This is a genomic window from Streptomyces sp. NRRL F-6676 (assembly GCF_000725625.1).
Lineage (GTDB): Bacteria > Actinomycetota > Actinomycetes > Streptomycetales > Streptomycetaceae > Streptomyces.
On the sequence record NZ_JOHS01000008.1, the window covers coordinates 160343 to 182719 of the forward strand.

Sequence of the window (22377 nt, forward strand, 5' to 3'; positions counted from 1 at the left end):
ACAGCCGGAACCACCCGGGGCGCCCCTGTGCGCCCCGGGTCCGGGCCGCACGCCCCGGCGCCCGTGCACCGCACGCGCCCCGCCGTACGGCCGTTCCCGCCCACCGGCTCCGTACCGCGGTGCGCCGTCGCTCGCCGTCGCGCGCCGTCGCGCCCTCGCTCGGCCCGCGCGCCCGCGGTCCGGACGCCGGACGACCCGAGAAGGACCTCCGGTGACCACTCCTGCCCTGATCTCCCCGTCCGCGACGGCGGCCCCGGCCGACCGCGGCCACGCGAGGACCGAGCACACGAGGACCGACCACGTCCACGCGGCGAACGACGAGGCGACGACCGCCTGGGCGCTGGCCGCCCGCGCCGGCGACCCGGACGCCGTGGACCGTTTCGTCCGCGCCCTCCACCGTGACGTGCTGCGGTACGTCGCCCATCTGTGCGCCGACCCGCAGGCCGTCGACGACCTCGCCCAGGACACGTTCCTGCGGGCGCTCGGCAGCCTGCACCGTTTCGAGGGCCGTTCCTCGGCCCGCAGTTGGCTGCTGTCCATCGCCCGCCGTGCGGTGGCCGACAGTTTCCGTCAGGCGGCCGCGCGCCCCAGGCTCAGCGACGTCCCGGACTGGCGGCCGGTCGTCGAGCGGGCCCAGCCGCGCGGTCTGCCCGGCTTCGACGACGGCGTCGCACTCCTCGACCTCCTCGCCACGCTCCCCGCCGAGCGGCGCGAGGCGTTCGTACTCACCCAGTTCCTCGGACTGCCCTACGCGGAGGCGGCCGAGGTCGGCGACTGCCCCGTGGGCACGGTCCGCTCCCGTGTGGCCCGCGCCCGGGCGGCCCTGCTGGATCTGCTCACCGCGGCGGAGGGCACCTCTCCCGCCCTGACCGCCGCCTGATTCCCGCCGCCGGTGCGCGCCGCGAAGGGCACGTACCGGCGGCGCATGGTCCGGTTGCGCCTGGGTAGACGCCCCGGGTCCGATCGGGCTGTTCGAACAGCGGCCGGCCCGACCGCCACGACCTGGGAATTCGCCATGACCACACCCGAAAACCCCCGCAGGACCACCGCCGTCCGGGACGCGCTCAGCACGCTGCTGGTGGACGCGCAGGACACCGACGCGCTGGACACGCTGGCCGGGAGCGAGGTCCTGATCCCCGTGCCGGACGACGCCGCCGACCAGGACGCCACCGATCCGGGCACGGTGGCGCTGCCCGTGCTCGAACAGCCGGGCGGGGAACCGACCGTGCCGGTGTTCACCTCGGAGGGGGAGATGGCGGACCTGCTGCCCTCCGTCTCCCGCTACCGCCTGGTCCCGCTCGGGGCGCTGGCGGCCCAGTGGCCGGCCGACGAGCTGTCCCTCACCATCGACGCCGCCTCACCGCACGGCCTCACCCTCGACTCGCAGGGGGTACGGAGCCGGCTGGCCCGGCCCTGAGACCCGCCGGCTGGCCCGCCCCCGAAAGGCGCCGGCGGGCACGGCCCGGCCGATGCCGGCCGGCCCGCTGCCCCTGGTGCCGTACCGTCAGCCGCTCAGTGTCCGCTCCAGCGCCGCCCGCTGGAGCGGACGCACCTCCGCGTGCAGCGCCCGGCCCTTCTCGGTCAGGGCGACCCAGACCCCGCGCCGGTCGTGCTCGCAGACGGAGCGCGTCACCAGACCGTCCTTCTCCAGCCGGCCGATGAGCCGGGACAGCGCGCTCTGGCTGAGATGGACCCGGCCGACGAGGTTCTGCACCCGGCACTGCTCGCCCTCGCGCGGGGCCTGCGCGGAGAGCAGGTCGAGCACCTCGAAATCGCTGGCCCCCAGGCCGTGCGGGTGCAGCACACGGTCGATCTCGCACATCGTGCGCGCATGCACCGACAGGATGTCCCGCCACCGCTCCTCGAGCGGGGATGCGGCCGTCTTCGCTGACATACCCGAACGGTAACAGAATCCGGCCATTCGTTGACTATGCAACTAACTCTGGGCCGCGTCCTCGGTGAGGCCCAGCAGGTTGCCGTCCGCGTCCTTCAGGAAGGCGATCAGCTTCCCGCCGCCGACGTCCTGCACGTCCTGCAACACCTCGGCGCCGACCTCGCGCAGTGCGGCGACGCGGGCCCGGATGTCGCTCACGTGCCAGTAGGGGACCGGACCGGTCATTCCCCTGGCGTGCCCGTTGGGGTCGAGCCCGATGTCCTGCCCGGCGTCCTTGAAGCCCACGTAGTACGGCTCGTCGGCGTACGGCTCCGTCTCCAGCAGCGCCCTGAACACCGCCTTCGCCCGCTCGAGGTCCTTGACGGGGTAGATGACGGTCTGCACTCCACCGGTCATGGCGGCGACTCCTCGGCTCTCGTACGGTCCGCGGCCGTCCGGCCCCGGTGATTCCACGCTAGGCGGGGGAGCCGCCCGTCGGCTTCTCGAAAACTGACCGGTTCCGAGGGCCCGGCCCACGCGCGCCGCCACCCCCCGGGCGACTTCGGCCCATTACCCCCTCTGCGCGACCCCCCGCCCCACGTCACAGTGGGCAGCGCGAGGTCGTCAGGAAGGGGCGCCGTGCTGAAGTCACCCATGGGCGGCGGCGGGATCCGCCGCCGCATCCTGGAGCTGCTGGTGGAACACGACGGCGCCACCGCCCCCGCCGTCGCCGCACGGCTCGGCATACCCCCCGATCTCGCCCGCGCCCATCTCGACTTCCTCACCGCCGCCCGTCTGCTGCGCACCGAACGCACCGGCGGGCGGACGCGCTACCACCGCGACGAGGCACGCATCGCGGAGGCCCGCGATCTGTTCGAGACGGGGTGGTAGCCGCCCCCGGGCACCGACGTCCCCGGGCACCGACATCCCCGGGCACCGACGTCCCCGGACACCGGAGCCCCGGCTTCCGGGGCCCCCTCCCCCCGGTGCCCTCCGAACCCCAATGCCCTCCGAACCCCGGTCTCCCGGCGGCCGTTCGCACGCCCTCCGCCCCGCGCGATAGCCTTGCGACCGGCCGCGACCCCGTGTCGCGGCGCGGCGGTGGGGCCCGCCGTACCCGAACCGCGGCAGGGTCGCCGCCAACGGTCCCTACTTGCACCCGAGCGTGCCCGGCCGACCGGGCCCCGGCGAGTAGGAGCAGTCCATGACGGTCCCGCACCCCGACCGCGTCGACGACGAAACCCCCGCGCCCACCGCCCCCACGCCCGTGCGCCGCCCGCCCGTGTGGCGCGGCCAGGGCCGCGCGGTCGCGGTGGTCGCGCTCGGCGGCGCCCTCGGTGCCACCGCCCGCTACGCCGCCGGCCTGCTGTGGCCGACCGCCACGGACGGCTTCCCCTGGGCCACCCTGTGGGTCAACGTCGTCGGGTGCGCCGTGATCGGCGTCTTCATGACGCTTCTCGCCGAGGCGTGGACCGCCCACCCCCTCGTCCGGCCCTTCTTCGGCACCGGCGTGCTCGGCGGCTTCACCACGTTCTCGACGTACGCCGTCGACATCGAGAAGCTCCTCGACGCGGGCCACCCCCGCACCGGCCTCGCCTACCTCGCCGCCACCCTGCTCGCGGCCCTGGCCGCGGTGTGGCTCGCCGCGACCGCCACCCACCGCCTCCTGCGTTCGACCCGGAGCCCCCGATGACCCTTCCCCTTCGCCGCGCGCTGCGCCTGACCGTGATCGTCGGCGAGTGCGACACCTGGCACCACAGGCCCCTCTACGCGGAGATCGTGCACCGCGCCCACGCCGCCGGGCTCGCCGGGGCGAGCGTGTTCCGCGGCGTCGAGGGGTTCGGCGCCTCCTCGGTGATCCACACCTCCCGGCTGCTCTCGCTCAGCGAGGACCTCCCGGTGGCCGTCGTCGTCGTGGACGCCGAGGACCGGGTACGGGCCTTCCTGCCCTCGATCGAGGAGTTGCTCACCGGGGGAGCCGCCGTCCTCGACACATGCGAGCTGCTCACCCCCGCCCGCCCGGGCGACGGCGCACGGGACCCCGGCGGCCCCGGACGACACCCGGACGAACCGGACCCGGAAGGTAAGAACTCGTTGTGAACTGGCTGCTGGTCGTCGTGGGCGCCATGGCCGGCGCCCCGCTGCGCTATCTCACCGACCGTGCGGTGCAGTCCCGGCACGACTCGGTCTTCCCCTGGGGGACCTTCGTGGTCAACGTCGCCGGCTGCGTGGTCCTCGGCCTCCTGACCGGCGCCGCGGCCGCGGGCGCCGCAGGCTCCCGGCTGCAACTGCTGGTGGGCACCGGTCTCTGCGGGGCCCTGACCACCTACTCGACGTTCTCCTACGAGACCCTGCGCCTCGCCCAGGACGGCGCCCGCTCCTACGCGGCCCTCAACGCGACGGCGAGCGTGGCGGCCGGGCTCGGCGCGGCCTTCGCCGGTGTCTCGCTCGCCGGCGCCCTGTGGTGAGGCGGGTGGACCGTGGCGGTGAAGAGGCCCGCACACACGTGTAGTAAGACTGTCCCCGCCACCCCCGCGCCGCCGGTACCCCGTTGGTAAGACACTCCCCGCCGAGCAGCTTGCCGCGGCCCGTCGCCGTCCTTACGTGCACGTGCGTTCCTCACGTGTCCGTACTTTTCCTCTTCCGCGAGCAGAACTGGATCCCATGAGCGTCATCAACGTCGGTCAGGCCGTCGTCCTCGGAGCCGTCGAGGGGGTGACCGAGTTCCTGCCCGTCTCCTCCACCGGCCATCTGAAGATCACCGAGGGGCTGATGGGCATTCCCGTCGACAACGACGCCGTCGTCGGGTTCTCGGCCGTCATCCAGGTCGGTGCGATCGCCGCGGTGCTCGTGTACTTCTTCAAGGACATCGTGCGGATCGTCTCCGCCTGGGGCCGCGGACTGGCGAACAAGGAGGAGCGGTACCACCACGACTACAAGTTCGCCTGGTGGGTGATCTACGCGACGATCCCGATCGTGATCGTCGGCCTCGCCGCCAAGCCGCTGATCGAGGGTCCGCTGGCCTCGCTGTGGGTGGTGGCGGGCTCGCTGATCGTCGGCAGCGGGGTGATGTGGGCGGCCGACCAGATGGGCCGGCACAAGCGGGGCGAGGACGACACGTCGTTCAAGGACGCGATGCTGGTCGGCACCTCGCAGATCCTCGCGCTGCTCTTCCCCGGCTTCTCCCGCTCCGGCGCGACGATGTCCACGGCACTCATCCTCGACCTGGACCGGGTCGCCGCGACCCGGCTGTCGTTCTTCCTCGGCATCCCCGCGCTCACCGGCGCCGGTCTGTACGAGCTGAAGGACGCGCTGGGCGCCGGCGTGGGTGTCGCGCCGCTGGCCACGGGCACGATCGTGTCGTTCGTGGTGGCCTACGCGTCCATCGCCTGGCTGCTGAAGTTCGTCGCCAAGCACTCCTTCAACGCGTTCGTGATCTACCGGATCGTGATCGGCGTGGCCCTGATGGGGCTGCTCGGCGCAGGTGTGCTCGACGCCTGACACTTGTTCGCGGGGGTGCGGGCCGCGTGGTCCGCACCCCCGGCCCCGTTTGACAGAAACGTTTCGGCGGACGCAGGATCGGCCCGTGAACCTGTCAGACAGCCAGACAGCGGGTCAGGGCCCCCGGCAGGCGGCCGGGCGGGGCCCGCGGCGGGTCAGCGCCATGGAGGCGGTACTCACCCATCTGCGCGGCGCGATAGAGCGCGGCGAGTACGCCATCGGCGAGCGGCTGCCCTCCGAGGCCGAGCTGTGCCGCACCCTGGAGGTCAGCCGGCCCGTGCTGCGGGAGGCCCTGCGGGCCCTTCAGACCATGGGGCTGACCGTCTCCCGGACCGGCCGGGGCACCTTCGTCGTCGCCGACACCGTCGAGGACCCCACCTTCGGCGACTACACCGCCGCCCACCTGCTCGAAGTGCGCCGCCATGTCGAGATCCCCGTCGCCGGCTACGCGGCACTGCGCCGCACCCCGGACGACCTGGACCGGCTGACGCACCTCCTGGACCGCATGGAGCGGGAGACGGACACCGTCGCCTGGGTGGCGATGGACACCCTCTTCCATCTCAGCGTGGCCGAAGCCGCCCAGAACCCGGTCTTCCGCCGGGTGATCGAGGAGATCCGGGACGCGCTGGCCCGCCAGTCGGCCTTCCTCAACGATCTGGGCGGCCGGCGCGAGCAGTCGAACCGCGAGCACCGCGCGCTCGTCGAGGCCCTCGCCGACGGCTCGGAGCAGGACGCGGTGCGGGCCATGTCCCACCATCTCGACCGGGTCGAGACGACCCTGACCGACATCGTGCGCCCGGCGCGCACGGGTACCCCCACGTGAGGCGGAGCGGAGCGTTGAGCGAGCAGCGGCAGTATCAGGGTTCTGGGCCCGGGGCTACGGGGGATACCGGGGCCGGCGTGGCCGATGCTCCCGTGGTGCGTGAGCCCCGTCACGCGCCCGTCGCGCATGTGGTGCGCGGGGGGCTCGTCGAAGGGGTGCACTACGGGTCGGTCGTCGTCCTCGGTGCCGACGGGGAGGTGCTGCTGGACGTCGGCGACACCGAGGCCGCGTTCTATCCGCGCTCGGCGCTCAAGCCCGTCCAGGCGGTCGCCATGGTGCGTGCCGGGCTGCCGCTCGACGGGGAACTGCTGGCGCTGGCCGCGGCGAGCCACTCCGGGGAGGAGCGGCACCTCGACGGCGTCCGCCGCATCCTCGGGCAGGCGGGGCTCGGCGAGGGCGAGCTGCGCAATGTGCCCGATCTGCCGTTCGGGGCGGGGGAGCGGGACGCGTGGATCCGGGCGGGGCGGGGGCCGTCGCGGTCGGCCCAGAACTGTTCGGGCAAGCATGCGGCGATGCTGTACACGTGCCGGGTGAACGGGTGGTCGCTGGAGGACTACCTCGACCCCGGGCACCCGTTGCAGCGGGCGATCGCCGCGACCGTCGAGGAGCTGACCGGGCAGCGGATCGCCCGGGTCAGCGTCGACGGCTGCGGTGCGCCGCTGTTCGCCGTCTCCCTGCGGGGGCTGGCGCGGGCGGCGGCCCGGCTCACCACCGCGCCGGCCGGGACGGCGCGGGCGCGGGTGGCGGACGCGGTGCGGGGGCATGCGGAGATGGCGTCCGGGCGGGGGCGTGACGTGGCGGCGCTGATGGGGGCGGTGCCGGGTGTGTTGTCCAAGGACGGGTTCGAGGGGGTGCAGGTCGCGGCGCTGCCGGATGGGCGGGCGGTGGCGGTGAAGGTGTCGGACGGGGCGGAGCGGGCGAGGGTGCCGGTGATGGCCGCGGGGTTGGAGTGGGCGGGAGTGGAGCGGGGGGTGCTGGGGGCGTTCGCGGGGGCGACGTTGCTGGGCGGCGGGCGGCCGGTGGGGGCGGTCACCGTGGCGCCGCCGTTGGCGATGCCTGTGGGCGGGTGAGGTTCACGGCGTTTCCTCGCCCCCGCCGCCCCTACCCTTCCCGTCCCCCAGGGGCTCCGCCCCTTCGACCCCGGGTGGGTGGGACGCGGGGGCTCCGCCCCCTGGTTCCCCGAGCAATGCCTGGGGCCGCGCCCCAAAGCCCCGGCCCGCCCCGATCACCCCAGGGGCGCGGGGAACTGCGCGACCAGTCACCTTCCCGCCCGCACCCGCCAACTCACCGCACCCGCCAACTCACCGCACCCCCCGAGCTCTTCCGCGTGCCCGCGCCCTACCCGCGGAGCGCAACGCAAGGGTCAGTGCCGTCGCCGTCGTCAGTGCCGCCGCGCCTACCAGGAGGACCGACTCCGGGGAGCCCGCGCCGTCCTGGGCGTGGGGCCGGGCCGGTGCGCCGGGGTGGGCCTTCGCCGGGGTGGAGGCAGGGCCCGGCGATGCGGGCCGGTGGGGTGTCAGGGAACCCACCGCCGTCACATGGCCCTCCGCCCCGAACCCCCAGTCGAGCAGCGCCCGCGCCTCCTCGTACACCTGGAAGCCCCCGCCCGCCTGGGGGTGGAGCACCGTCACGACGAGCGTGTGCCCGCCCCGGTGCGCCGCCGCGATCAGCGTGTTGCCCGCGTTGCTGGTGTAGCCGTTCTTGACGCCGATCAGACCGGGGTACGGCGCCACCCCGTCGGCCCCGGTGAGCAGGCGGTTGGTGTTCTGGATGCCGTACGGCTGCCCGTACCCGGGGAAGTACGCCACGGGCGTGTCGCAGTAGCGGGCGAAGTCGGGGTCGTGCAGTCCGGCGCGGCCGAAGACGGCGAGGTCGTACGCCGAGGACACCTGCCCCGGCCGGTCGTAGCCGTCGGGCGAGACCACATGGGTGTCGAGCGCACCCAGTTCCCGCGCCTTTGACCGCATCTGACGGGTGGTGGCCTCCAGGCCGCCGTTCATCGCGGCCAGGACGTGCACCGCGTCGTTGCCCGAGCTGAGGAAGACCCCGCGCCACAGGTCGGCCACGGTGTAGGTGAGCCCCTCGGCGACACCGACGAGGCTGCTGCCGGGGCCGATGCCCTCGAGTTCCGGCTCGCTGACGGTGTGCCGGGCGTCGCTCGGCAGCGCGGGGAGCACGGTGAGCGCGAACAGGGTCTTCAGCGTGCTCGCGGGCGGCAGCGGACGGTGCGCGTCGTGCGCGGCGAGCACGTCCCCGGTGTCGGCGTCGGCCACCAGCCAGGAGAGCGCGGAGACCTCGGGCACCGCGGGAGCTCCCGCCCGCGGCCGTACCCGCGTGCCGGCCCCGTCGGACGCCGCGCTCGGCGGGGAAGCCGGCGCCGGTGCCGAGGACATCCCTGGCGCAGGTGCCGACGGGCCCGTGTCGGCGGCGGACGAGCCCGGCGCGAGGGCGAGCGCGCCGACCGCGCAGACGGCGGCGCCACAGACGGCAATGCGGTGTGAGAAGCCGAGGGTCATACCGGCAACGGTCGGGAAAGGAGGCCGTCCGCGCCGGTCGGGCCGGTCCGAACGGGCGGATCCGGCACCCGGTTGCCGCAGCGGCCGCGCGGCGTACGGACACCGGGCGGGCGGAAGGTGCGTGGCGCCGCCGGTACCGGGGCCGCCGTACGGCCCCCGCTCATTACTGCCGCAGCGTCGGCTGCACCTGGTGCAGGAACGTGGCGTTGTCCGGGGTCGCGCGCAGACGTTGCAGCAGTGTCTCGTAGCCGTTCGGCCCCTGGGCCTGGCCGTCGCGGGACACGAGCGCCCGGCGCAGGCCGCGCACGGTGGTCAACTCGCTCTGCGGGATGAGGAGTTCCTCACGCCGGGTGCCGGAGGCGGCGAGGTCCACGGCGGGGAAGACGCGCCGGCCGGCCAGGGTGCGGTCCAGCCGCAGTTCCATGTTGCCGGTGCTCTTGAGCTCCTCGAAGAAGTAGTCGTCGGCGCGGGAGCCGGTCTCCACCAGGGCGGTGGCCAGGATGGTGAGCGAGCCGCCCTCCTCGGCGAGCCGCGCGGCGCCGAAGAACCGCTTCGGGCCGAGCAGCGCCGCCGCGTCGACGCCGCCGCTGAGCGTGCGGCCGCCGGAGCCTGCCGCGTTGTTGTGGGCGCGGCACAGCCGGGTCAGCGAGTCGAGCAGGATCACCACGTCACGGCCCTGCTCGACGAGCCGCTTGGCGCGCTCCACGACGAGTTCGGCGAGTGCGATGTGCTGCTTGGGCGTCCGGTCGAAGGTGGAGGCGTAGACCTCGCCGCGCACCGAGCGCCGCATGTCGGTCACCTCCTCGGGCCGTTCGTCGAGCAGGACCACCATGAGGTGGCACTCGGGGTGGTTGCCGGCCACGGCCGCGGCGATCTGCTGGAGCAGTACGGTCTTGCCGGTCTTGGGCGGGGCGACGAGCAGCCCGCGCTGCCCCTTGCCGACCGGCGCGAGCAGGTCCATCAGGCGTCCGGAGACCCCGCTCGCCGGGTGTTCCAGACGCAGCCGCTCGCGCGGGTGCAGCGGGGTGAGGTCGTGGAAGTGCGGCCGCCGCCGGGCCTCGGCGGGCGTACGGCCGCCGACCAGAGCGACGTCGGCCAGGGCGCCGCGGTCGCCGAGCGTGCCCTCGACGTGGTCACCGGCGCGCAGCCCGTACCGGCGGACCAGCGCGGCCGGGACCTCGGCGTCGGCGGGCGCGGGAAGGAAGTCGCCGGTGCGCAGGTGGCCCTTCCCGTGCCGGTCGAGGTCGAGGAGACCGGCGGCGGTGCGCGTCTGCCGTGTCGCGGGGGGTCGTTCGAGGGTGGGTCTGGTGGTGGATGCCGTAGTGGTCGTCATGAGGAGGGTGGTCCTTTCGGAACGGACGCGGAAGCACGCGGAAGGGGAGGGGGCCGCGAGGGGGAGGGCCTGTGGGCACGTCTCCACGGGGCGGCGGGAACGGCGTCCCGGGCGCGGTTCCGCTACGGGAACCGCCATGACGGCCGCGAGGACCGTCGGGTCGGCGGGATGCCGGGTGGGAAGCCACCGGCCGGTCGTACGACGACGGGCGGGGCGGCGGAACGGGAGTGAACAGTTGCACCGGCGCCCCGGACGGGGCGTGAACACAGGTGCTGTTCGCACTGTAGCACTGGCCTCGACGGCGTCAACGCCCCGGCGGCCGGGCTTGTTCCCCGACGGCGGCGTCCACGGAGGCGGCGGCGAGCCCGTGCCGGCCGGGCGGGGGCGGGACGGAACGTGCGCACGGGGCGACGACAGGCGACCGGGGCCGATACCCGCGGGACGTGTACGAGGCTGCCCCGACCGGGTGCGCGGTTGCGCATAGGCTGTGCGGTGATGTTCTCTCCCCAGGGGCCCGGCCTCCGTGAACTGGCCGTCCAGGCGCTGTCGTCCGTCGAACACGGCTACGACCTCCTCGCGCCCAAGTTCGACCACACGCCGTTCCGTACGTCGGACACCGTCCTGGACGCGGTGGCCCGCGCGCTCACGGACCTCGGCCCCTTCGACCGCGGCCTCGACCTGTGCTGCGGCACCGGGGCGGGGATGGACGTGCTGCGGTCGGTGTGCGGCGCGAGCGTCACCGGTGTCGACATCAGCGCGGGCATGCTCACGGTGGGGCGGGAGCGCTCGGCCGGGCGGGGCGCGGCGACGCCCCCGCGCGTCGACTGGGTGCGCGGGGACGCCCTGGCCCTGCCCTTCGGGCCGGTCTTCGACCTGGCCGTCAGCTTCGGCGCGTTCGGGCACTTCCTGCCCCGGGAGTTGCCGGCGCTGTTCGCCCAGGTCCACTCCGTGCTGCGGCCGGGCGGGCGGTTCGCGTTCCCGATCGGCGCCCCGCCGCCCCTCGCCTCGCCCTGGTACTGGGCCCTGCTCGGCTTCGACACGGCGATGCGGGTGCGCAACGCGGTGTGGCGGCCGCCGTTCGTCATGTACTACCGGACGTTCCGCCTCGGCGACGTCCTGTGCGCGCTGAACGGCGCGGGCTTCGCGACCGGACTGCGCGCCCTGCCGGAGTTCGGTCGGCGGCCGGACGGCAGCCCGCGCGGGCGACTGGTCGTCGCGACGCGGGCCGCCGCCGGCTGACGTCCGGGGCGGGGACTCAGATGCGGGCGGGGAGCCAGGCCAGCTGGGCCGCCTGCTGGTAGGGGCCGCCGCCCTCGTGGTCGTTGAAGTCGTACACCTCGATCGCCTTGTCCTCGCCCGCCCACGCGTTGAACGCGGCGAACACCGTGGACGGCGGGCAGGTCTGGTCCTCCAGGGCCGTCGAGAACAGGGCCGGGGCGTTGCCGCGGGCGGCGAAGTGCACGCCGTCGAAGTACGACAGGGTGCGCAGCACCTGCTCGGTGCGGCCGCGGCGGGTCTTGAGGTAGTTGCCGATCTCCCGGTACGGATCGCGGTCCGTCAGCGTCGTCGCGCGCGGGAAGTCGCACAGGAACGGCACGTCCGGGGCGACGGCGGCGAGGTCGGGCACGAGGCCGCCCACGGCGAGCGTGATCCCGCCGCCCTGGCTGACGCCGACGGCGGCGGTGCGGGCCGGGTCGGTGAGCGGATGGGAACGGGCGGCCTCCACGGCGCGGACGGCGTCCGTGAACAGCCGCCGGTAGTAGTAGTCCTCCGGGTTGTCGATGCCGCGCGTCATGAACCCGGGGTAGGCGGGGCCGAAACCCACCGGGTCCGGGGTGTCACCGCCGCCGCCCCAGCCGCTGCCCTGGCCGCGGGTGTCCATCACGAAGTGGGCGAAGCCGGCGGACGCCCACAGCAGGTGCGTGTGCGGCAGCCCGCGGCCGCCGCCGTAGCCGAGGAACTCGACGACGGTCGGCAGCGGGCCGTTGGCCCACGCCGGAACCGTCAGCCAGCCCTTGACCGGGTGGCCGCCGAAGCCGGCGAACGTGACGTCGTGCACCCGGACGGTCTTCAGCTGCGTCTCGACGGGCTCGAAGCGGGCGTCCAGGTCGTGGGCCCGGGCCTCGTTCAGTGTCTTCGCCCAGAACGCGTCGAAGTCCTCGGGTGCGACGGATGCGCTGCGGTAGTCGCGGAGCTCGTCCAGGGGAAGATCGAACAGGGCCATCGAGGACCGCCTTCTGCAACATCGGGTGCCGGCCCGGGTGGCCGTACGCGAGTGATCACACGGTACGTGGCGGGCGGGGTGTGCAGAAGGGGGGTCTGGAAAGGGCTTTCGCCCGCTCGTCGCCCGCTCGTCGCCCGGTCGGTACCCGGTCGGCACGCGGTCGGCACCCGGTCGTCGCCCGGCTTTCGCCGGGCTTTCAGGGGGCGGGCCGGGCGGCGTTCACGGGGTCCGGTTGCGCCACTCCGGTTCCGTGCGCTCCCACTCGCGTTCCCACTCCGCCATGCGGTGCCGTTCGCCGACGCGGCGGACGGTGAGCCGGCCGACGAGGAGCACGGTGGCGGCGCCGCCCGTGGCCCAGATGCCGGTGGTCAGCGCGTGCTGCCAGACCGTCGTGTCGGTCATCGGCGCGTCCACGCCGTGCCCCTGGCGGTCCAGCCAGACCTCGGCCCGGTCGCCCTGCCGGCTGCCGGCCGGTACCAGGGCGCGCCCGGTCCGCGCGGTGTCCGAGTGGGGGACGGTCCACCGCACCTCCACGCGGTACAGCGGCTGTTTGCCGCCCTCCGTGGAGGAGACGGCGGCGGGCGCGTCCTCGAGCAGGACGGCGGAGACCTGGTGGCGTGCGGCGCGCTGGGCGGTGGCCTGGGCGCGCGCGTCGTCGTACGCGCGCAGACCGGCGACGGCGCCGGCGAGTGGCGCGCCGACGAAGAGGAGGACGGCGACGATCAGGGCCGCCCATGCCTCGAAGACGTCCGAGCGGCGGCGCAGCGGATTGCGACGCCAGCGCCAGCCGCGCACCCGGGTTCGCATCTCGACCTCCTCGCCGCTCGGGTTCACCCCGGCCGGCGTCCCGCGCCGGGGCGACGGCGTTCGGCCCCCTGTCGATTCTCCGCCCTGACCGAGGTGCGGCGCACCTGCGGAGTGCCCGCGGGGGGCCGCCCGAAACGGGGCGCCTCCGGCGGTGGGGAGGGACTGCGCGGGGCGGGGCCGTTCGGCGGCCGACGATGATCCTTCAGATGAGGGCCGTCAGCCGGCGGGGTCGGGTCCCGGCCCCGCGGACGACGCGTTGTAGCGGACCAGGTAGTCCGCGAACCGCGCGAGGTCCTCCTCGGGCCAGTCCGCCAGCCGGTCCTGGAACGCCCGGCGCCGCCGGTCCGTGACCCGCGCCAGGATGCGCGTGCCCGCCTCCGTCAGGTGGAGCTCCTGCACCCGGTGGTCCTCCGCCGCGAGCCGCCGCTCGATCAGCCCGGCCCGCTCCAGCGCGGTGACCTGCCGGCTCACCGTCGACTTGTCGAGCGCGTAGTGCGCGGCCAGGTCGGTCGCCCGGCACCCCCCGCTGTCCTCCAGATGCCCCAGCAGCGTGTACGACACCAGGGACAGCTCCGGATGCATCCGCCCCGCCGACGCCCTGGCCCGGCGGGCGAACGCCGTCAGCTCGCGGTGGATCGTCTCGACGGACCGCTCGGCCGCACTCACGGAACGGAACCCCCTTCGGTTGCGCAGTACAACTAGCCTACGGCCCCGGCCGCGGAGGTCACGGCCCGGCTGCTAGGGTGACCGTCCCGGTGCGGACGGCCCCGCCGGGACCGGACGAGGAGGTGAGACCCATTACCGCAGTGTCAGGTCGGGTGCTCTCACCCCCGCGCGGCGCGAACCGCTAGCCGCCGGCCGGGAAGGGGAGCGCCTTCGGCTCACTCCCCGAAAGGCCCCTTGGCTGTCATGCCTTCCCCTGTACTCGCCTCCGTCGTCACCACCCTGCGCGCTGCCGGCTGCGTCTTCGCCGAGGACGAGGCGGAGTTGATTTTCGCCGCTGCCCGTACACCCGCCGAGGTCACCGCCATGGTCGACCGCCGGGTCGCCGGCGAGCCGCTGGAACTCGTCGTCGGCTGGGCCGAGTTCCACGGTCTGCGGATCACCGTCGAACCCGGCGTGTTCGTTCCCCGCCGCCGTACCGAGTTCCTCGTCGACCAGGCCCTCGCCCACGCCCCCGGTGCCCGTCTGGTCGTGGACCTGTGCTGCGGCTCGGGCGCGGTCGGCGCCGCCCTCGCCGCGTCGCTGGACGGACCGGAACTGCACGCCGCCGACATAGAAGAGGCGGCCGTGCGCTGCGCCCGCCGCAACGTCGCCCCGTACGGCGGCCACGTCCACGAGGGCGATCTGTACGCGGCCCTGCCGGGCGCGTTGCGCGGACGGATCGACGTGCTCACCGCCAACGTGCCGTACGTGCCCAGCGACGAGGTGCGCCTGCTGCCGGCCGAGGCGCGCGAGCACGAACCGCTGGTCGCGCTGGACGGCGGCGCCGACGGCCTCGACCTGTTGCGCCGGGTCGCCGCGGAGGCGCCCCACTGGCTGGGCCCCGGCGGCGGCCTGTTCGTCGAGACCAGTGAGCGGCAGGCCGCGGCGGCCGCGGCCGCCTTCTCCGGTGCCGGGCTCGAGACCCGGCTCGCTCAGTGGGAGGAGTTCGGGACGACGGTGGTGATCGGCCGCCGGGGGTGAGGACGGTTGTGCAACTAGTTGCACAATGGAGGGCGCGTCGTCTACAACGGAGACGTCCACCGTTGTGTCCGGAGGGTCCCGATGAGCCGTTACCCGCACCTGCTGAGCCCCCTCGACCTGGGCTTCGTCACGCTGCCCAACCGCGTGCTGATGGGCTCCATGCACGTCGGCCTGGAGGAGGCCGAGAACGGCTTCGCGCGGATGGCGGAGTTCTACGCGGCCCGGGCCCGCGGCGGCGTCGGCCTCATCGTCACCGGCGGCATCGCGCCCAACGAAGCGGGCCGCCCGTACGAGGGCGGCGCCAAGCTGACCACCGGGGCCGAGGCCGAGCAGCACCGGGTGATCACCGACGCCGTGCACCGCGAGGGCGGCCGCATCGCCCTGCAACTGCTGCACTTCGGCCGGTACGCCTACCACCGCGACCTGGTGGCGCCGAGCCCGCTCCAGGCGCCCATCAGCCCCCATGTGCCGCGCGAGCTCACCGACGCGGAGGTGGAGGAGACCGTCGAGGACTACGTCCGGGCCGCCCGGCTCGCCCGCCGGGCCGGCTACGACGGCGTGGAGATCATGGGCTCCGAGGGCTACCTCATCAACGAGTTCGTCGCCGCGTGCACCAACCACCGTACCGACCGCTGGGGCGGCCCGTACGAGAACCGCATGCGCTTCCCCGTCGAGATCGTGCGGCGGGTGCGGGAGGCGGTCGGCGAGGGCTTCCTCCTCGTCTACCGGCTCTCCATGCTCGACCTCGTGCCCGGCGGCTCCACCCCGGAGGAGGTCGTCACCCTCGCCAAGGCGGTCGAGGCCGCCGGGGCGACGCTGCTGAACACCGGCATCGGCTGGCACGAGGCGCGCATCCCCACCATCGCCACCTCCGTGCCGCGCGGCGCCTACACCTGGGTCACCGAGCGGCTCATGGGCCAGGTGTCCGTGCCGCTCGTCACCACCAACCGCATCAACACCCCGGAGGTGGCGGAGCGGGTGCTCGCCGAGGGGCGGGCGGACATGGTGTCGATGGCCCGGCCGTTCCTCGCTGACCCGGACTTCGTCGCCAAGGCCGCCGCCGGGGCGTCCGACACCATCAACACCTGCATCGGCTGCAACCAGGCCTGCCTCGACCACACCTTCGGCGGGAAGATCACCTCCTGCCTGGTCAACCCGCGCGCCTGCCACGAGACCGAGCTGGTGCTCGCCCCGACCCGGCGGCGCAAGCGGGTCGCCGTGGTCGGCGCCGGGCCCGCCGGTCTCGCCTGCGCGGTCTCCGCCGCCGAACGCGGTCACGAGGTCGTCCTCTTCGACGCCGCCGGGGAGATCGGCGGCCAGCTCAACGTCGCCCGCAAGGTGCCCGGCAAGCAGGAGTTCGACGAGACCCTGCGCTACTTCCGCACCCAGCTCCGCCTGCGGGGCGTGGAGGTACGGCTGCGCACCACGGTCGGCGCCGGTGACCTCGCGGAGTACGACGAGGTCGTCGTCGCCACCGGTGTCACCCCGCGGGTCCCCGAGCTGCCGGGCGTCGACCACCCCAGCGTCCTCGGCTACCTCGACGTGCTGCGCGACGGCGCCCCCGTCGGCGAACGGGTCGCGATCCTCGGCGCCGGCGGCATCGGCTTCGACGTCGCCGAGTACCTCACCGACGGCGGCGAGGGCGCGAGCACCGACCCGGCGACGTACTTCCGCCACTGGGGCGTCGACATGGAGTACCGCACGCCCGGCGGACTCACCGCGCCGAAGCGGCCCGCGCCGCCGCGCACCGTGCACCTGCTCCAGCGCAGGACCACCAAGGTCGGCGCGGGGCTCGGCAGGACCACCGGGTGGATCCACCGCACGGAACTGAAGCACCGCGGCGTCACCATGATTCCGGGCGTCACCTACCGGCGCATCGACGACGCCGGACTGCACCTGAGTGTCGACGGTGCCGACCGCGTCCTGGAGGTCGACACGATCGTCCTGTGCACCGGGCAGGAACCCCGCCGCGAGCTGTACGACGCCCTGGCCGCCGCCGGGCGCACGGCACACCTCATCGGCGGCGCCGACGTGGCCGCCGAGCTCGACGCCAAGCGCGCGATCCAGCAGGGCACCGGGCTGGCGGCGGCGCTGTAGGGGCGGCCCTTGTTCGGGGTGGGCTCTTCCTAGGATGACGTCATGTCACTCCCGCACGCGATCCTCACCGCCCTGCTCGAGAAGCCCTCGTCCGGGCTGGAGCTGACCCGCCGGTTCGACATGTCGATCGGCTACTTCTGGTCGGCGACGCACCAGCAGATCTATCGCGAGCTGGGAAAACTGGAGGGCCGGGGACACATCCGGGCACTCCCGGCCGAGCAGCCGGCCCGCGGGCAGAAGAAGGTGTACGAGGTCCTGCCCGCGGGCCGCGCCGAACTGGCCCGCTGGACCGCCGGGGCCCAGGACCCCAAGCCGCTGCGCGACACCCTGCTGCTGCGGCTGCGTGCCGCGGCCGTCGTCGGCACCGACGGGATCGAGGACGACCTGCGCCGCCATCTCGTCCTGCACGAACGGCAGTTGGCCGAGTACCGGGAGATCGAGGAGCGCGACTTCGGCCCCGGCCGGGACACCGCCCAGGACCGGCTGCGCCATCTGATCCTGCGCGCCGGCATCGACCTGGAGACCTTCTGGACCGGGTGGCTCACCCATGCCCTGGAGGAGTTCGGCCGGCTGCCCGCGGCGCCCCGGCCGGAGTAGGGGCCCTGCAAGACGTGTCCGGCGGTCAGAGGTGGTGCGGGCGCCGGGTGCGGCGGCGCAGGTACCACGCGGTGGCGCCCACGCCGGCCGTGACCAGGACACCGCCCGCCACCTTGGTGAGGGTGCCGTAGTCGCGGACCGATCCGCCGATCCCGCCCATGACACCCAGCGACGGGGACACGGCGGGCGAGGGGGTCGCGGGGGAGGGGGTGGCGGGCCTGCTGGTCGCCGACGGCGAGACGATGATCGGCTGGGTGCCCGCGGTCGAGCCGTTGGCGCACACCACGACCACCGTGAACGTCCCGCGGCCGACGTTCGACCAGGCCGCGGACTGGGTGCCGTTCGCCTGCGACAACGCGGTCTGCCGGCCCTGGGCGAAGTTCGACTGCCCGGGGGAGAGCAGCGAGGCGTTGCCGAAACTGCCGTTCACCTGCTTGCAGGCGGTGGTGGCCACCGACACCGTGGACCCCGCGGTGCTCACCGAGATGCCCGCGGCGGTGGCGGGCGAGGCCAGGGCCAGCGGCAGCGCGGCGGCGGTCGCGGCCAGGCCGGCGCGGGCCGATATCTGAGATCTACGCATGGGACTGCCCTCCAGCGGCACGGCCGGCGGCACACCATTGCGCCGCCGGGATCGGGGAACGTTCGTGCCGCCTCGAAGCGATCTCAGACGCCCCGGGGGCGGGCCGCATCCGGACGGCCCCCGGCCAGGTGAACCTTTCCGTCGTCCGGCGCACGGTTTCGCCGCCGGGCGGACACGGGTGGGGCGGGTGCCGGGGCGCGGACGGCGGGGGAGTGTGCGGCGGGCCTGCGGGGCTTCGTATGCTGAACCCCCACGGGGCGTGAACTCCGCCGTCCGCGACGGCAGTTCGCGCCCACGGCGCGGACCGCTGTCGTCGCTGAGCCCGCGCCGGCGCGGACGGCCGGGGGCCGTGGCCGGGTCCGGCCCGGTCCCCGGCCGGTCACCCGAACGGCCCCGGTCGGTGCCGGGGAGCGCTCCGCCGGGCGGTGCGTGATCGGCGCCGTCCGCCGTGAGAGGGTCCGTAGCCGTGCGTTACACCACCTCGTTGTCGCTGGTGGCGGCCAGTGCCGCCCTCCTCGCCCCGGCCGGGCCGGCTCCGGCCGGGCCCGTCGCGGCCGTCCGCCCGCAGGCGCCCGCGCCGCCCCTGCCGCCCGCGGCGGCGGAGCGCGGTGCCGGTCGGAGCCACGCCCTCGCGCCGCAGGGCGGCGGGGTCCCGGGGCGCTCCCCGGTCTTCCACGACCGCGATCGCGGCCGGGAGCGGCCGGTCCTCGGGCGGCGCGGGGCGCGCGAGGGGCGGGTCGCCGCGGCCGATCTGCTGGCCCAGACACGGCACTGCACCCCCGTCTCGCACGGGCGTTTCCGCAGCGACGCGGGGGCACGCGCCGACATCCCGGTGTGCGGCCGGCACGGTGCGGTGTTCTGGAAGGCCGACATGGACATCGACTGCGACGGCCGCGCCGGGCGGCGCTGCAACCGGCGGACCGATCCGCAGTTCGCCCGGGCCACCGCGTTCCAGGGGCCGGACGGGCGGCGGCTCGACGCCGAGAAGGTGCCGTACATCGTGGTTCCCGAGCCGAGCCGGCTCTGGGACCACCGGGCGGACGGGGTCCGTGGCGGTTCCGTCGCCGCGGTGATCCACGGGGACCGGGTGCAGTACGCGGTGGTCGGCGACACGGGGCCGCGCGACATCATCGGCGAGGCCTCGTACGCCACGGCGAAGGGGCTCGGTATCCGCCCCGACCCGCGCGGCGGCGGCACGGACGACGACGTGACGTACGTCGTCTTCCCCCACTCCGCGGTGCCCTCGCTCGACCGCGAGGCGACGGCGGAACGCGGGGAGGAACTCGCCCGCGAGTTCCTCCGGAGGTCAAGCGGCACCCACGCACCGGGGGGCACCCCCGCGCACCCCTAGCACAGCGAGGGGCTCCGCCCCACCACCCCGGAAACCTCCGGGGCCGCGCCCCCGACCCCAGCGGGGGCTGCGCCCCCCCGCACCCCCGACAGGCGTGAGGGGCTCCGCCCCTGAGCCCGCCCCTGGGCTTCGCCCGAACTCCCGAGGGGGCTCCGCCCCCTGGACCCCGGACAGGCGTGAGGGGCTCCGCCCCCGAGCCCGCCCCCGGGGCTTCGCCCGAACTCCCGAGGGGGCTCCGCCCCCTGGACCCCCGACAGACGTGAGGGGCTCCGCCCCCGGGCCCGCCCCTGGGCTTCGCCCCGACCCCAGCGGGGGCTGCGCCCCCCGCACCCCCGACAGACGTGAGGGGCTCCGCCCCCGAGCCCGCCCCCGGGCTCGGCCCCGGACTCCCGAGGGGGCTCCGCCCCCTGGACCCCCGGGAAAGTCCGGGGCTGCGCCCCCCGCACCCCCGACAGACATCCCCACCCCGTGGCACTCCGACGCCGCACTTCTCCGCCCCGGCTCACCCCGGCCGACCCCAGGGGCGCGGGACTGTACTGATGTGCGGCTTCGCTGCGTGGGCGCGACCTGCTACTCCCGCACATGCACCCGTCGGCGCACCGCGGCCGACCTAGGGGCGCGAGGCTGTATTGACGTGCGGCTTCGCCGCGTGGGCGCGACCAGCCCCCGCCCACCCGCGCCCGCCAAGGCACCGCACCCCCCGAGCTGTCCCGCAGGGGGGCCACCGGGGGCCACCGGGGGCCGCCCGAGGTGCGGTGGCCACCTTCGCCTACTCCTTCCGGTAGGAGTACGCCTCCGCCGCCGCGGACTCCACCGCGGCCACGTCCGCCCCGGCCGACGCCGTCACGACCGCCGCGACCGCGCCCTCCACGAAGGGGGCGTCGACCAGGCGGGTGCCCGGGGGGAGTTCGTCGCCCTCGGCCAGGAGCGCCTTGACCGTGAGGACCGCGCTGCCGAGGTCCATCAGGATCGCGACGCCCGCGCCGCGGTCCACCGACGCCGCCGCCGCGGAGATCAGCTCCGCGCTGGTGCCGAGACCGCCGTCCGCCGTGCCGCCCGCGGGGGCCACGGGCGCCGTCGGGCCGCCGCCCGCGAGGCCCCTGGCCAGCTCCGCCACCGACGCCGCCACCGCCGCGCTGTGCGACACCAGCACCACACCGACCAGCCCCTGCTCCGCGCTCCCGCCCGCCTCACTCACCGCGGGCCTCCTCGAGCGCGGCGATCAGCAGCGCCGCCGAGGTCGCACCCGGGTCCTGGTGCCCGATGCTCCGCTCGCCGAGATAGCTGGCCCTCCCCTTGCGGGCCCGCAACGGCGTCGTGGCGACGGCACCCTCCTCCGCCGCCGCTCCGGCCGCGGCGAACGACTCGCCGAGCGCCCCGACCGCCGGCACCAACGCGTCGATCATGGTCTTGTCACCCGGCGCCGCCCCGCCCAGCTGCCGCACCGCGTCCACGGCGGTGCCCAGCGCCTCGGCGAGCTGCGCCTCGGTGACCTCGGCGGCGTCGCCGAGCGCCTTGCCGGTGCGCCGCAGCAGCGTGCCGTACAGCGGTCCGGACGCGCCGCCGACCGTGGAGATCAGCTGCCGTCCGGCCAGCGTGAGCACGGCTCCGGGCGTGTCCGGCGCCTCCTTGTCGAGTACGGTCACCACGGCGCGGAACCCGCGTTGCAGATTGCTGCCGTGGTCGGCGTCGCCGATCGGCGAGTCGAGGGCGGTGAGCCGCTCGGCCTCGCGGTCGACGGACGCGGCGGTCGCCGCCATCCAGCGGCGGAAGAAGTCGGCGTCGAGCATGGATCTCCTTGCGTGGTACGGACGTTGCGGGCGGCCGGAAGCGGGGCTACCTGCCCCAGCGCAGCCCCGGCGTGCTCACCGGCGCGTCCCACAGCCGCAGCAGCTCCTCGTCGATCTGGCACAGGGTGACGGACGCGCCCGCCATGTCCAGGGAGGTGACGTAGTTGCCCACCAGCGTGCGGGCCACGGCCACGCCCCGCTCGGTGAGCACCCGCTGCACCTCCGCGTTGAAGCCGTACAGCTCCAGCAACGGGGTCGCGCCCATGCCGTTGACGAGCACGAGGACCGGGTTGCGCGGCTCCATGTCCTCCAGGATCGCGTGCACCGCGAAGTCCGCGATCTCCCGCGAGGTCATCATCCCGCGCCGCTCGCGCCCCGGCTCGCCGTGGATGCCGATGCCCAGCTCCAGCTCCCCGGCGGGCAGGTCGAAGGTGGGGGTGCCCTTGGCGGGGGTGGTGCAGGCGGACAGGGCGACGCCGAAGCTGCGCGCGTTGTCGTTGACCTGCCGGGCGAGCGCCTCGACCCGCTCCAGCGGCTGCCCCTCGTCCGCCGCCGCGCCCGCGATCTTCTCCACGAACAGGGTCGCGCCGGTGCCCCGGCGGCCCGCGGTGTAGAGACTGTCGGTCACGGCGACGTCGTCGTTGACGAGGACCTTGGCCACCTGGATGCCCTCGTCCTCGGCGAGCTCGGCCGCCATGTCGAAGTTCAGGACGTCACCCGTGTAGTTCTTGACGATGAAGAGGACACCCGCCCCGCCGTCCACGGCGGCCGCGGCCCGCACCATCTGGTCCGGGACGGGGGAGGTGAAGATCTCGCCGGGGCAGGCCGCCGAGAGCATGCCCGGGCCGACGAAGCCGCCGTGCAGCGGTTCGTGCCCGGAGCCGCCGCCGGAGACGAGGGCCACCTTTCCGGCAACCGGCGCGTCCCGCCGTACGATCACCCGGTTCTCCACGTCGACGGTGAGCTCGGGGTGGGCGGCGGCCATTCCCCGCAGCGCGTCCGCGACCACCGTTTCCGCGACGTTGATCAACATCTTCATGGGTACCTCCGGTGAGCCGGGCAGGCCTCGCTCCGGCCTGCGTCCTGGGCCGCTCCTACCGGCAGTATCTGCCCCGGAACGGCGAAGGTCACCTGTGACGACGGTGGGGGAGGTGCCCGGCGGGCCGGATGTGCCGGCACCCGCTGCCGCCGGGGGGCCG

25 protein-coding genes are annotated in these 22377 nt (G+C 74.8%); 14 read left to right on the plus strand and 11 right to left on the minus strand.

What is annotated here, in order from left to right:
- The first annotated feature begins 226 nt into the window (after positions 1-226).
- Together IO29_RS07430 and IO29_RS07435 are read left to right on the plus strand one after the other, a co-directional pair.
- A complete protein-coding gene (locus IO29_RS07430; RefSeq protein ID WP_030377911.1) occupies positions 227-880 on the plus strand; it encodes a sigma-70 family RNA polymerase sigma factor in 654 nt (217 codons plus the stop codon).
- Positions 881-1015: 135 nt separating this feature from the next.
- Complete coding sequence (locus IO29_RS07435) at positions 1016-1417, plus strand: SseB family protein (protein WP_030377912.1); 402 nt, start codon at positions 1016-1018, stop codon at positions 1415-1417.
- Between the two features lie 87 nt (positions 1418-1504).
- Here the strand turns inward: IO29_RS07435 and IO29_RS07440 are convergent, their stop codons facing one another.
- Together IO29_RS07440 and IO29_RS07445 are read right to left on the minus strand one after the other, a co-directional pair.
- The gene (locus IO29_RS07440; protein WP_030377913.1) at positions 1505-1894 is read right to left on the minus strand and encodes a MarR family winged helix-turn-helix transcriptional regulator; all 390 of its coding nucleotides are present in this window, start codon (positions 1892-1894) and stop codon (positions 1505-1507) included.
- 42 nt (positions 1895-1936) lie between these two features.
- Complete coding sequence (locus IO29_RS07445; protein WP_030377914.1) at positions 1937-2290, minus strand: VOC family protein; 354 nt, start codon at positions 2288-2290, stop codon at positions 1937-1939.
- A 222-nt stretch (positions 2291-2512) separates the two neighbouring features.
- Here IO29_RS07445 and IO29_RS07450 point away from each other — a divergent pair, with 222 nt between their 5' ends.
- The 7 genes from IO29_RS07450 to IO29_RS07480 all read left to right on the plus strand — a co-directional run bounded on the left by IO29_RS07450 (position 2513) and on the right by IO29_RS07480 (position 7267).
- Positions 2513-2764 (plus strand): helix-turn-helix domain-containing protein, encoded by a 252-nt coding sequence (locus IO29_RS07450; protein ID WP_051707359.1) that lies wholly within the window; start codon positions 2513-2515, stop codon positions 2762-2764.
- 313 nt (positions 2765-3077) lie between these two features.
- Entirely contained in the window at positions 3078-3566 is a 489-nt protein-coding gene (gene crcB, locus IO29_RS07455) for a fluoride efflux transporter CrcB (RefSeq protein ID WP_030377916.1), read from the plus strand.
- The gene (locus IO29_RS07460; protein WP_030377917.1) at positions 3563-3973 is read left to right on the plus strand and encodes a DUF190 domain-containing protein; all 411 of its coding nucleotides are present in this window, start codon (positions 3563-3565) and stop codon (positions 3971-3973) included. The genes crcB (IO29_RS07455) and IO29_RS07460 overlap by 4 nt, the downstream gene beginning before the upstream one ends.
- Positions 3970-4341 carry a fluoride efflux transporter CrcB gene (gene crcB, locus IO29_RS07465; RefSeq protein WP_030377918.1) on the plus strand — a complete coding sequence of 124 codons (372 nt, stop codon included), beginning with the start codon at positions 3970-3972 and terminating at the stop codon, positions 4339-4341. The genes IO29_RS07460 and crcB (IO29_RS07465) overlap by 4 nt, the downstream gene beginning before the upstream one ends.
- A gap of 196 nt (positions 4342-4537) precedes the next feature.
- On the plus strand, positions 4538-5374 hold the full coding sequence (locus IO29_RS07470) for an undecaprenyl-diphosphate phosphatase (protein ID WP_030377919.1): 837 nt from the start codon (positions 4538-4540) through the stop codon (positions 5372-5374).
- Positions 5375-5537: 163 nt separating this feature from the next.
- Positions 5538-6197 (plus strand): FadR/GntR family transcriptional regulator, encoded by a 660-nt coding sequence (locus IO29_RS07475; RefSeq protein ID WP_030377920.1) that lies wholly within the window; start codon positions 5538-5540, stop codon positions 6195-6197.
- A gap of 95 nt (positions 6198-6292) precedes the next feature.
- Entirely contained in the window at positions 6293-7267 is a 975-nt protein-coding gene (locus tag IO29_RS07480) for an asparaginase (RefSeq protein ID WP_234307399.1), read from the plus strand.
- A 231-nt stretch (positions 7268-7498) separates the two neighbouring features.
- On the opposite strand, the gene IO29_RS07485 is transcribed toward IO29_RS07480, so the two are convergent.
- Positions 7499-8713, minus strand: a complete 1215-nt coding sequence (locus IO29_RS07485) for a D-alanyl-D-alanine carboxypeptidase family protein (protein ID WP_030377922.1) — start codon at positions 8711-8713, stop codon at positions 7499-7501.
- A 163-nt stretch (positions 8714-8876) separates the two neighbouring features.
- Positions 8877-10046, minus strand: coding sequence for a transcription termination factor Rho (gene rho, locus IO29_RS07490; RefSeq protein WP_030377923.1), 1170 nt, complete (start codon positions 10044-10046; stop codon positions 8877-8879).
- Between the two features lie 495 nt (positions 10047-10541).
- On the opposite strand from rho, the gene IO29_RS07495 reads away from it, so the two are divergent.
- Positions 10542-11285, plus strand: a complete 744-nt coding sequence (locus tag IO29_RS07495; RefSeq protein ID WP_030377924.1) for a class I SAM-dependent methyltransferase — start codon at positions 10542-10544, stop codon at positions 11283-11285.
- Between the two features lie 16 nt (positions 11286-11301).
- Here the strand turns inward: IO29_RS07495 and IO29_RS07500 are convergent, their stop codons facing one another.
- From IO29_RS07500 to IO29_RS07510, 3 genes are all read right to left on the minus strand, one after another.
- Positions 11302-12270: an acetylxylan esterase gene (locus IO29_RS07500; protein ID WP_030377925.1), complete on the minus strand. Its 969-nt coding sequence runs from the start codon at positions 12268-12270 to the stop codon at positions 11302-11304.
- Positions 12271-12489: 219 nt separating this feature from the next.
- A complete protein-coding gene (locus tag IO29_RS07505; RefSeq protein WP_030377926.1) occupies positions 12490-13077 on the minus strand; it encodes an Rv1733c family protein in 588 nt (195 codons plus the stop codon).
- Between the two features lie 216 nt (positions 13078-13293).
- The gene (locus IO29_RS07510) at positions 13294-13743 is read right to left on the minus strand and encodes a MarR family winged helix-turn-helix transcriptional regulator (RefSeq protein WP_030377927.1); all 450 of its coding nucleotides are present in this window, start codon (positions 13741-13743) and stop codon (positions 13294-13296) included.
- A 243-nt stretch (positions 13744-13986) separates the two neighbouring features.
- Here IO29_RS07510 and IO29_RS07515 point away from each other — a divergent pair, with 243 nt between their 5' ends.
- The 3 genes from IO29_RS07515 to IO29_RS07525 all read left to right on the plus strand — a co-directional run bounded on the left by IO29_RS07515 (position 13987) and on the right by IO29_RS07525 (position 17457).
- Complete coding sequence (locus tag IO29_RS07515) at positions 13987-14763, plus strand: putative protein N(5)-glutamine methyltransferase (RefSeq protein ID WP_030377928.1); 777 nt, start codon at positions 13987-13989, stop codon at positions 14761-14763.
- An 81-nt stretch (positions 14764-14844) separates the two neighbouring features.
- Complete coding sequence (locus IO29_RS07520) at positions 14845-16860, plus strand: NADPH-dependent 2,4-dienoyl-CoA reductase (RefSeq protein WP_030377929.1); 2016 nt, start codon at positions 14845-14847, stop codon at positions 16858-16860.
- Positions 16861-16902: 42 nt separating this feature from the next.
- Positions 16903-17457 (plus strand): PadR family transcriptional regulator, encoded by a 555-nt coding sequence (locus IO29_RS07525; protein ID WP_030377930.1) that lies wholly within the window; start codon positions 16903-16905, stop codon positions 17455-17457.
- Between the two features lie 25 nt (positions 17458-17482).
- On the opposite strand, the gene IO29_RS07530 is transcribed toward IO29_RS07525, so the two are convergent.
- Positions 17483-18037 (minus strand): hypothetical protein, encoded by a 555-nt coding sequence (locus IO29_RS07530; RefSeq protein WP_030377931.1) that lies wholly within the window; start codon positions 18035-18037, stop codon positions 17483-17485.
- 466 nt (positions 18038-18503) lie between these two features.
- On the opposite strand from IO29_RS07530, the gene IO29_RS07535 reads away from it, so the two are divergent.
- Positions 18504-19388, plus strand: coding sequence for a glycoside hydrolase family 75 protein (locus IO29_RS07535; RefSeq protein WP_051707361.1), 885 nt, complete (start codon positions 18504-18506; stop codon positions 19386-19388).
- A gap of 769 nt (positions 19389-20157) precedes the next feature.
- On the opposite strand, the gene IO29_RS07540 is transcribed toward IO29_RS07535, so the two are convergent.
- From IO29_RS07540 to dhaK, 3 genes are read right to left on the minus strand one after another with little or no spacing between them, the layout of a single operon-like run.
- Complete coding sequence (locus tag IO29_RS07540) at positions 20158-20586, minus strand: PTS-dependent dihydroxyacetone kinase phosphotransferase subunit DhaM (protein ID WP_030377933.1); 429 nt, start codon at positions 20584-20586, stop codon at positions 20158-20160.
- Positions 20579-21178 (minus strand): dihydroxyacetone kinase subunit DhaL, encoded by a 600-nt coding sequence (dhaL, locus tag IO29_RS07545; protein ID WP_030377934.1) that lies wholly within the window; start codon positions 21176-21178, stop codon positions 20579-20581. The genes IO29_RS07540 and dhaL overlap by 8 nt, the downstream gene beginning before the upstream one ends.
- A gap of 46 nt (positions 21179-21224) precedes the next feature.
- Positions 21225-22217 (minus strand): dihydroxyacetone kinase subunit DhaK, encoded by a 993-nt coding sequence (gene dhaK, locus IO29_RS07550; RefSeq protein WP_030377935.1) that lies wholly within the window; start codon positions 22215-22217, stop codon positions 21225-21227.
- Positions 22218-22377: the final 160 nt, after the last annotated feature.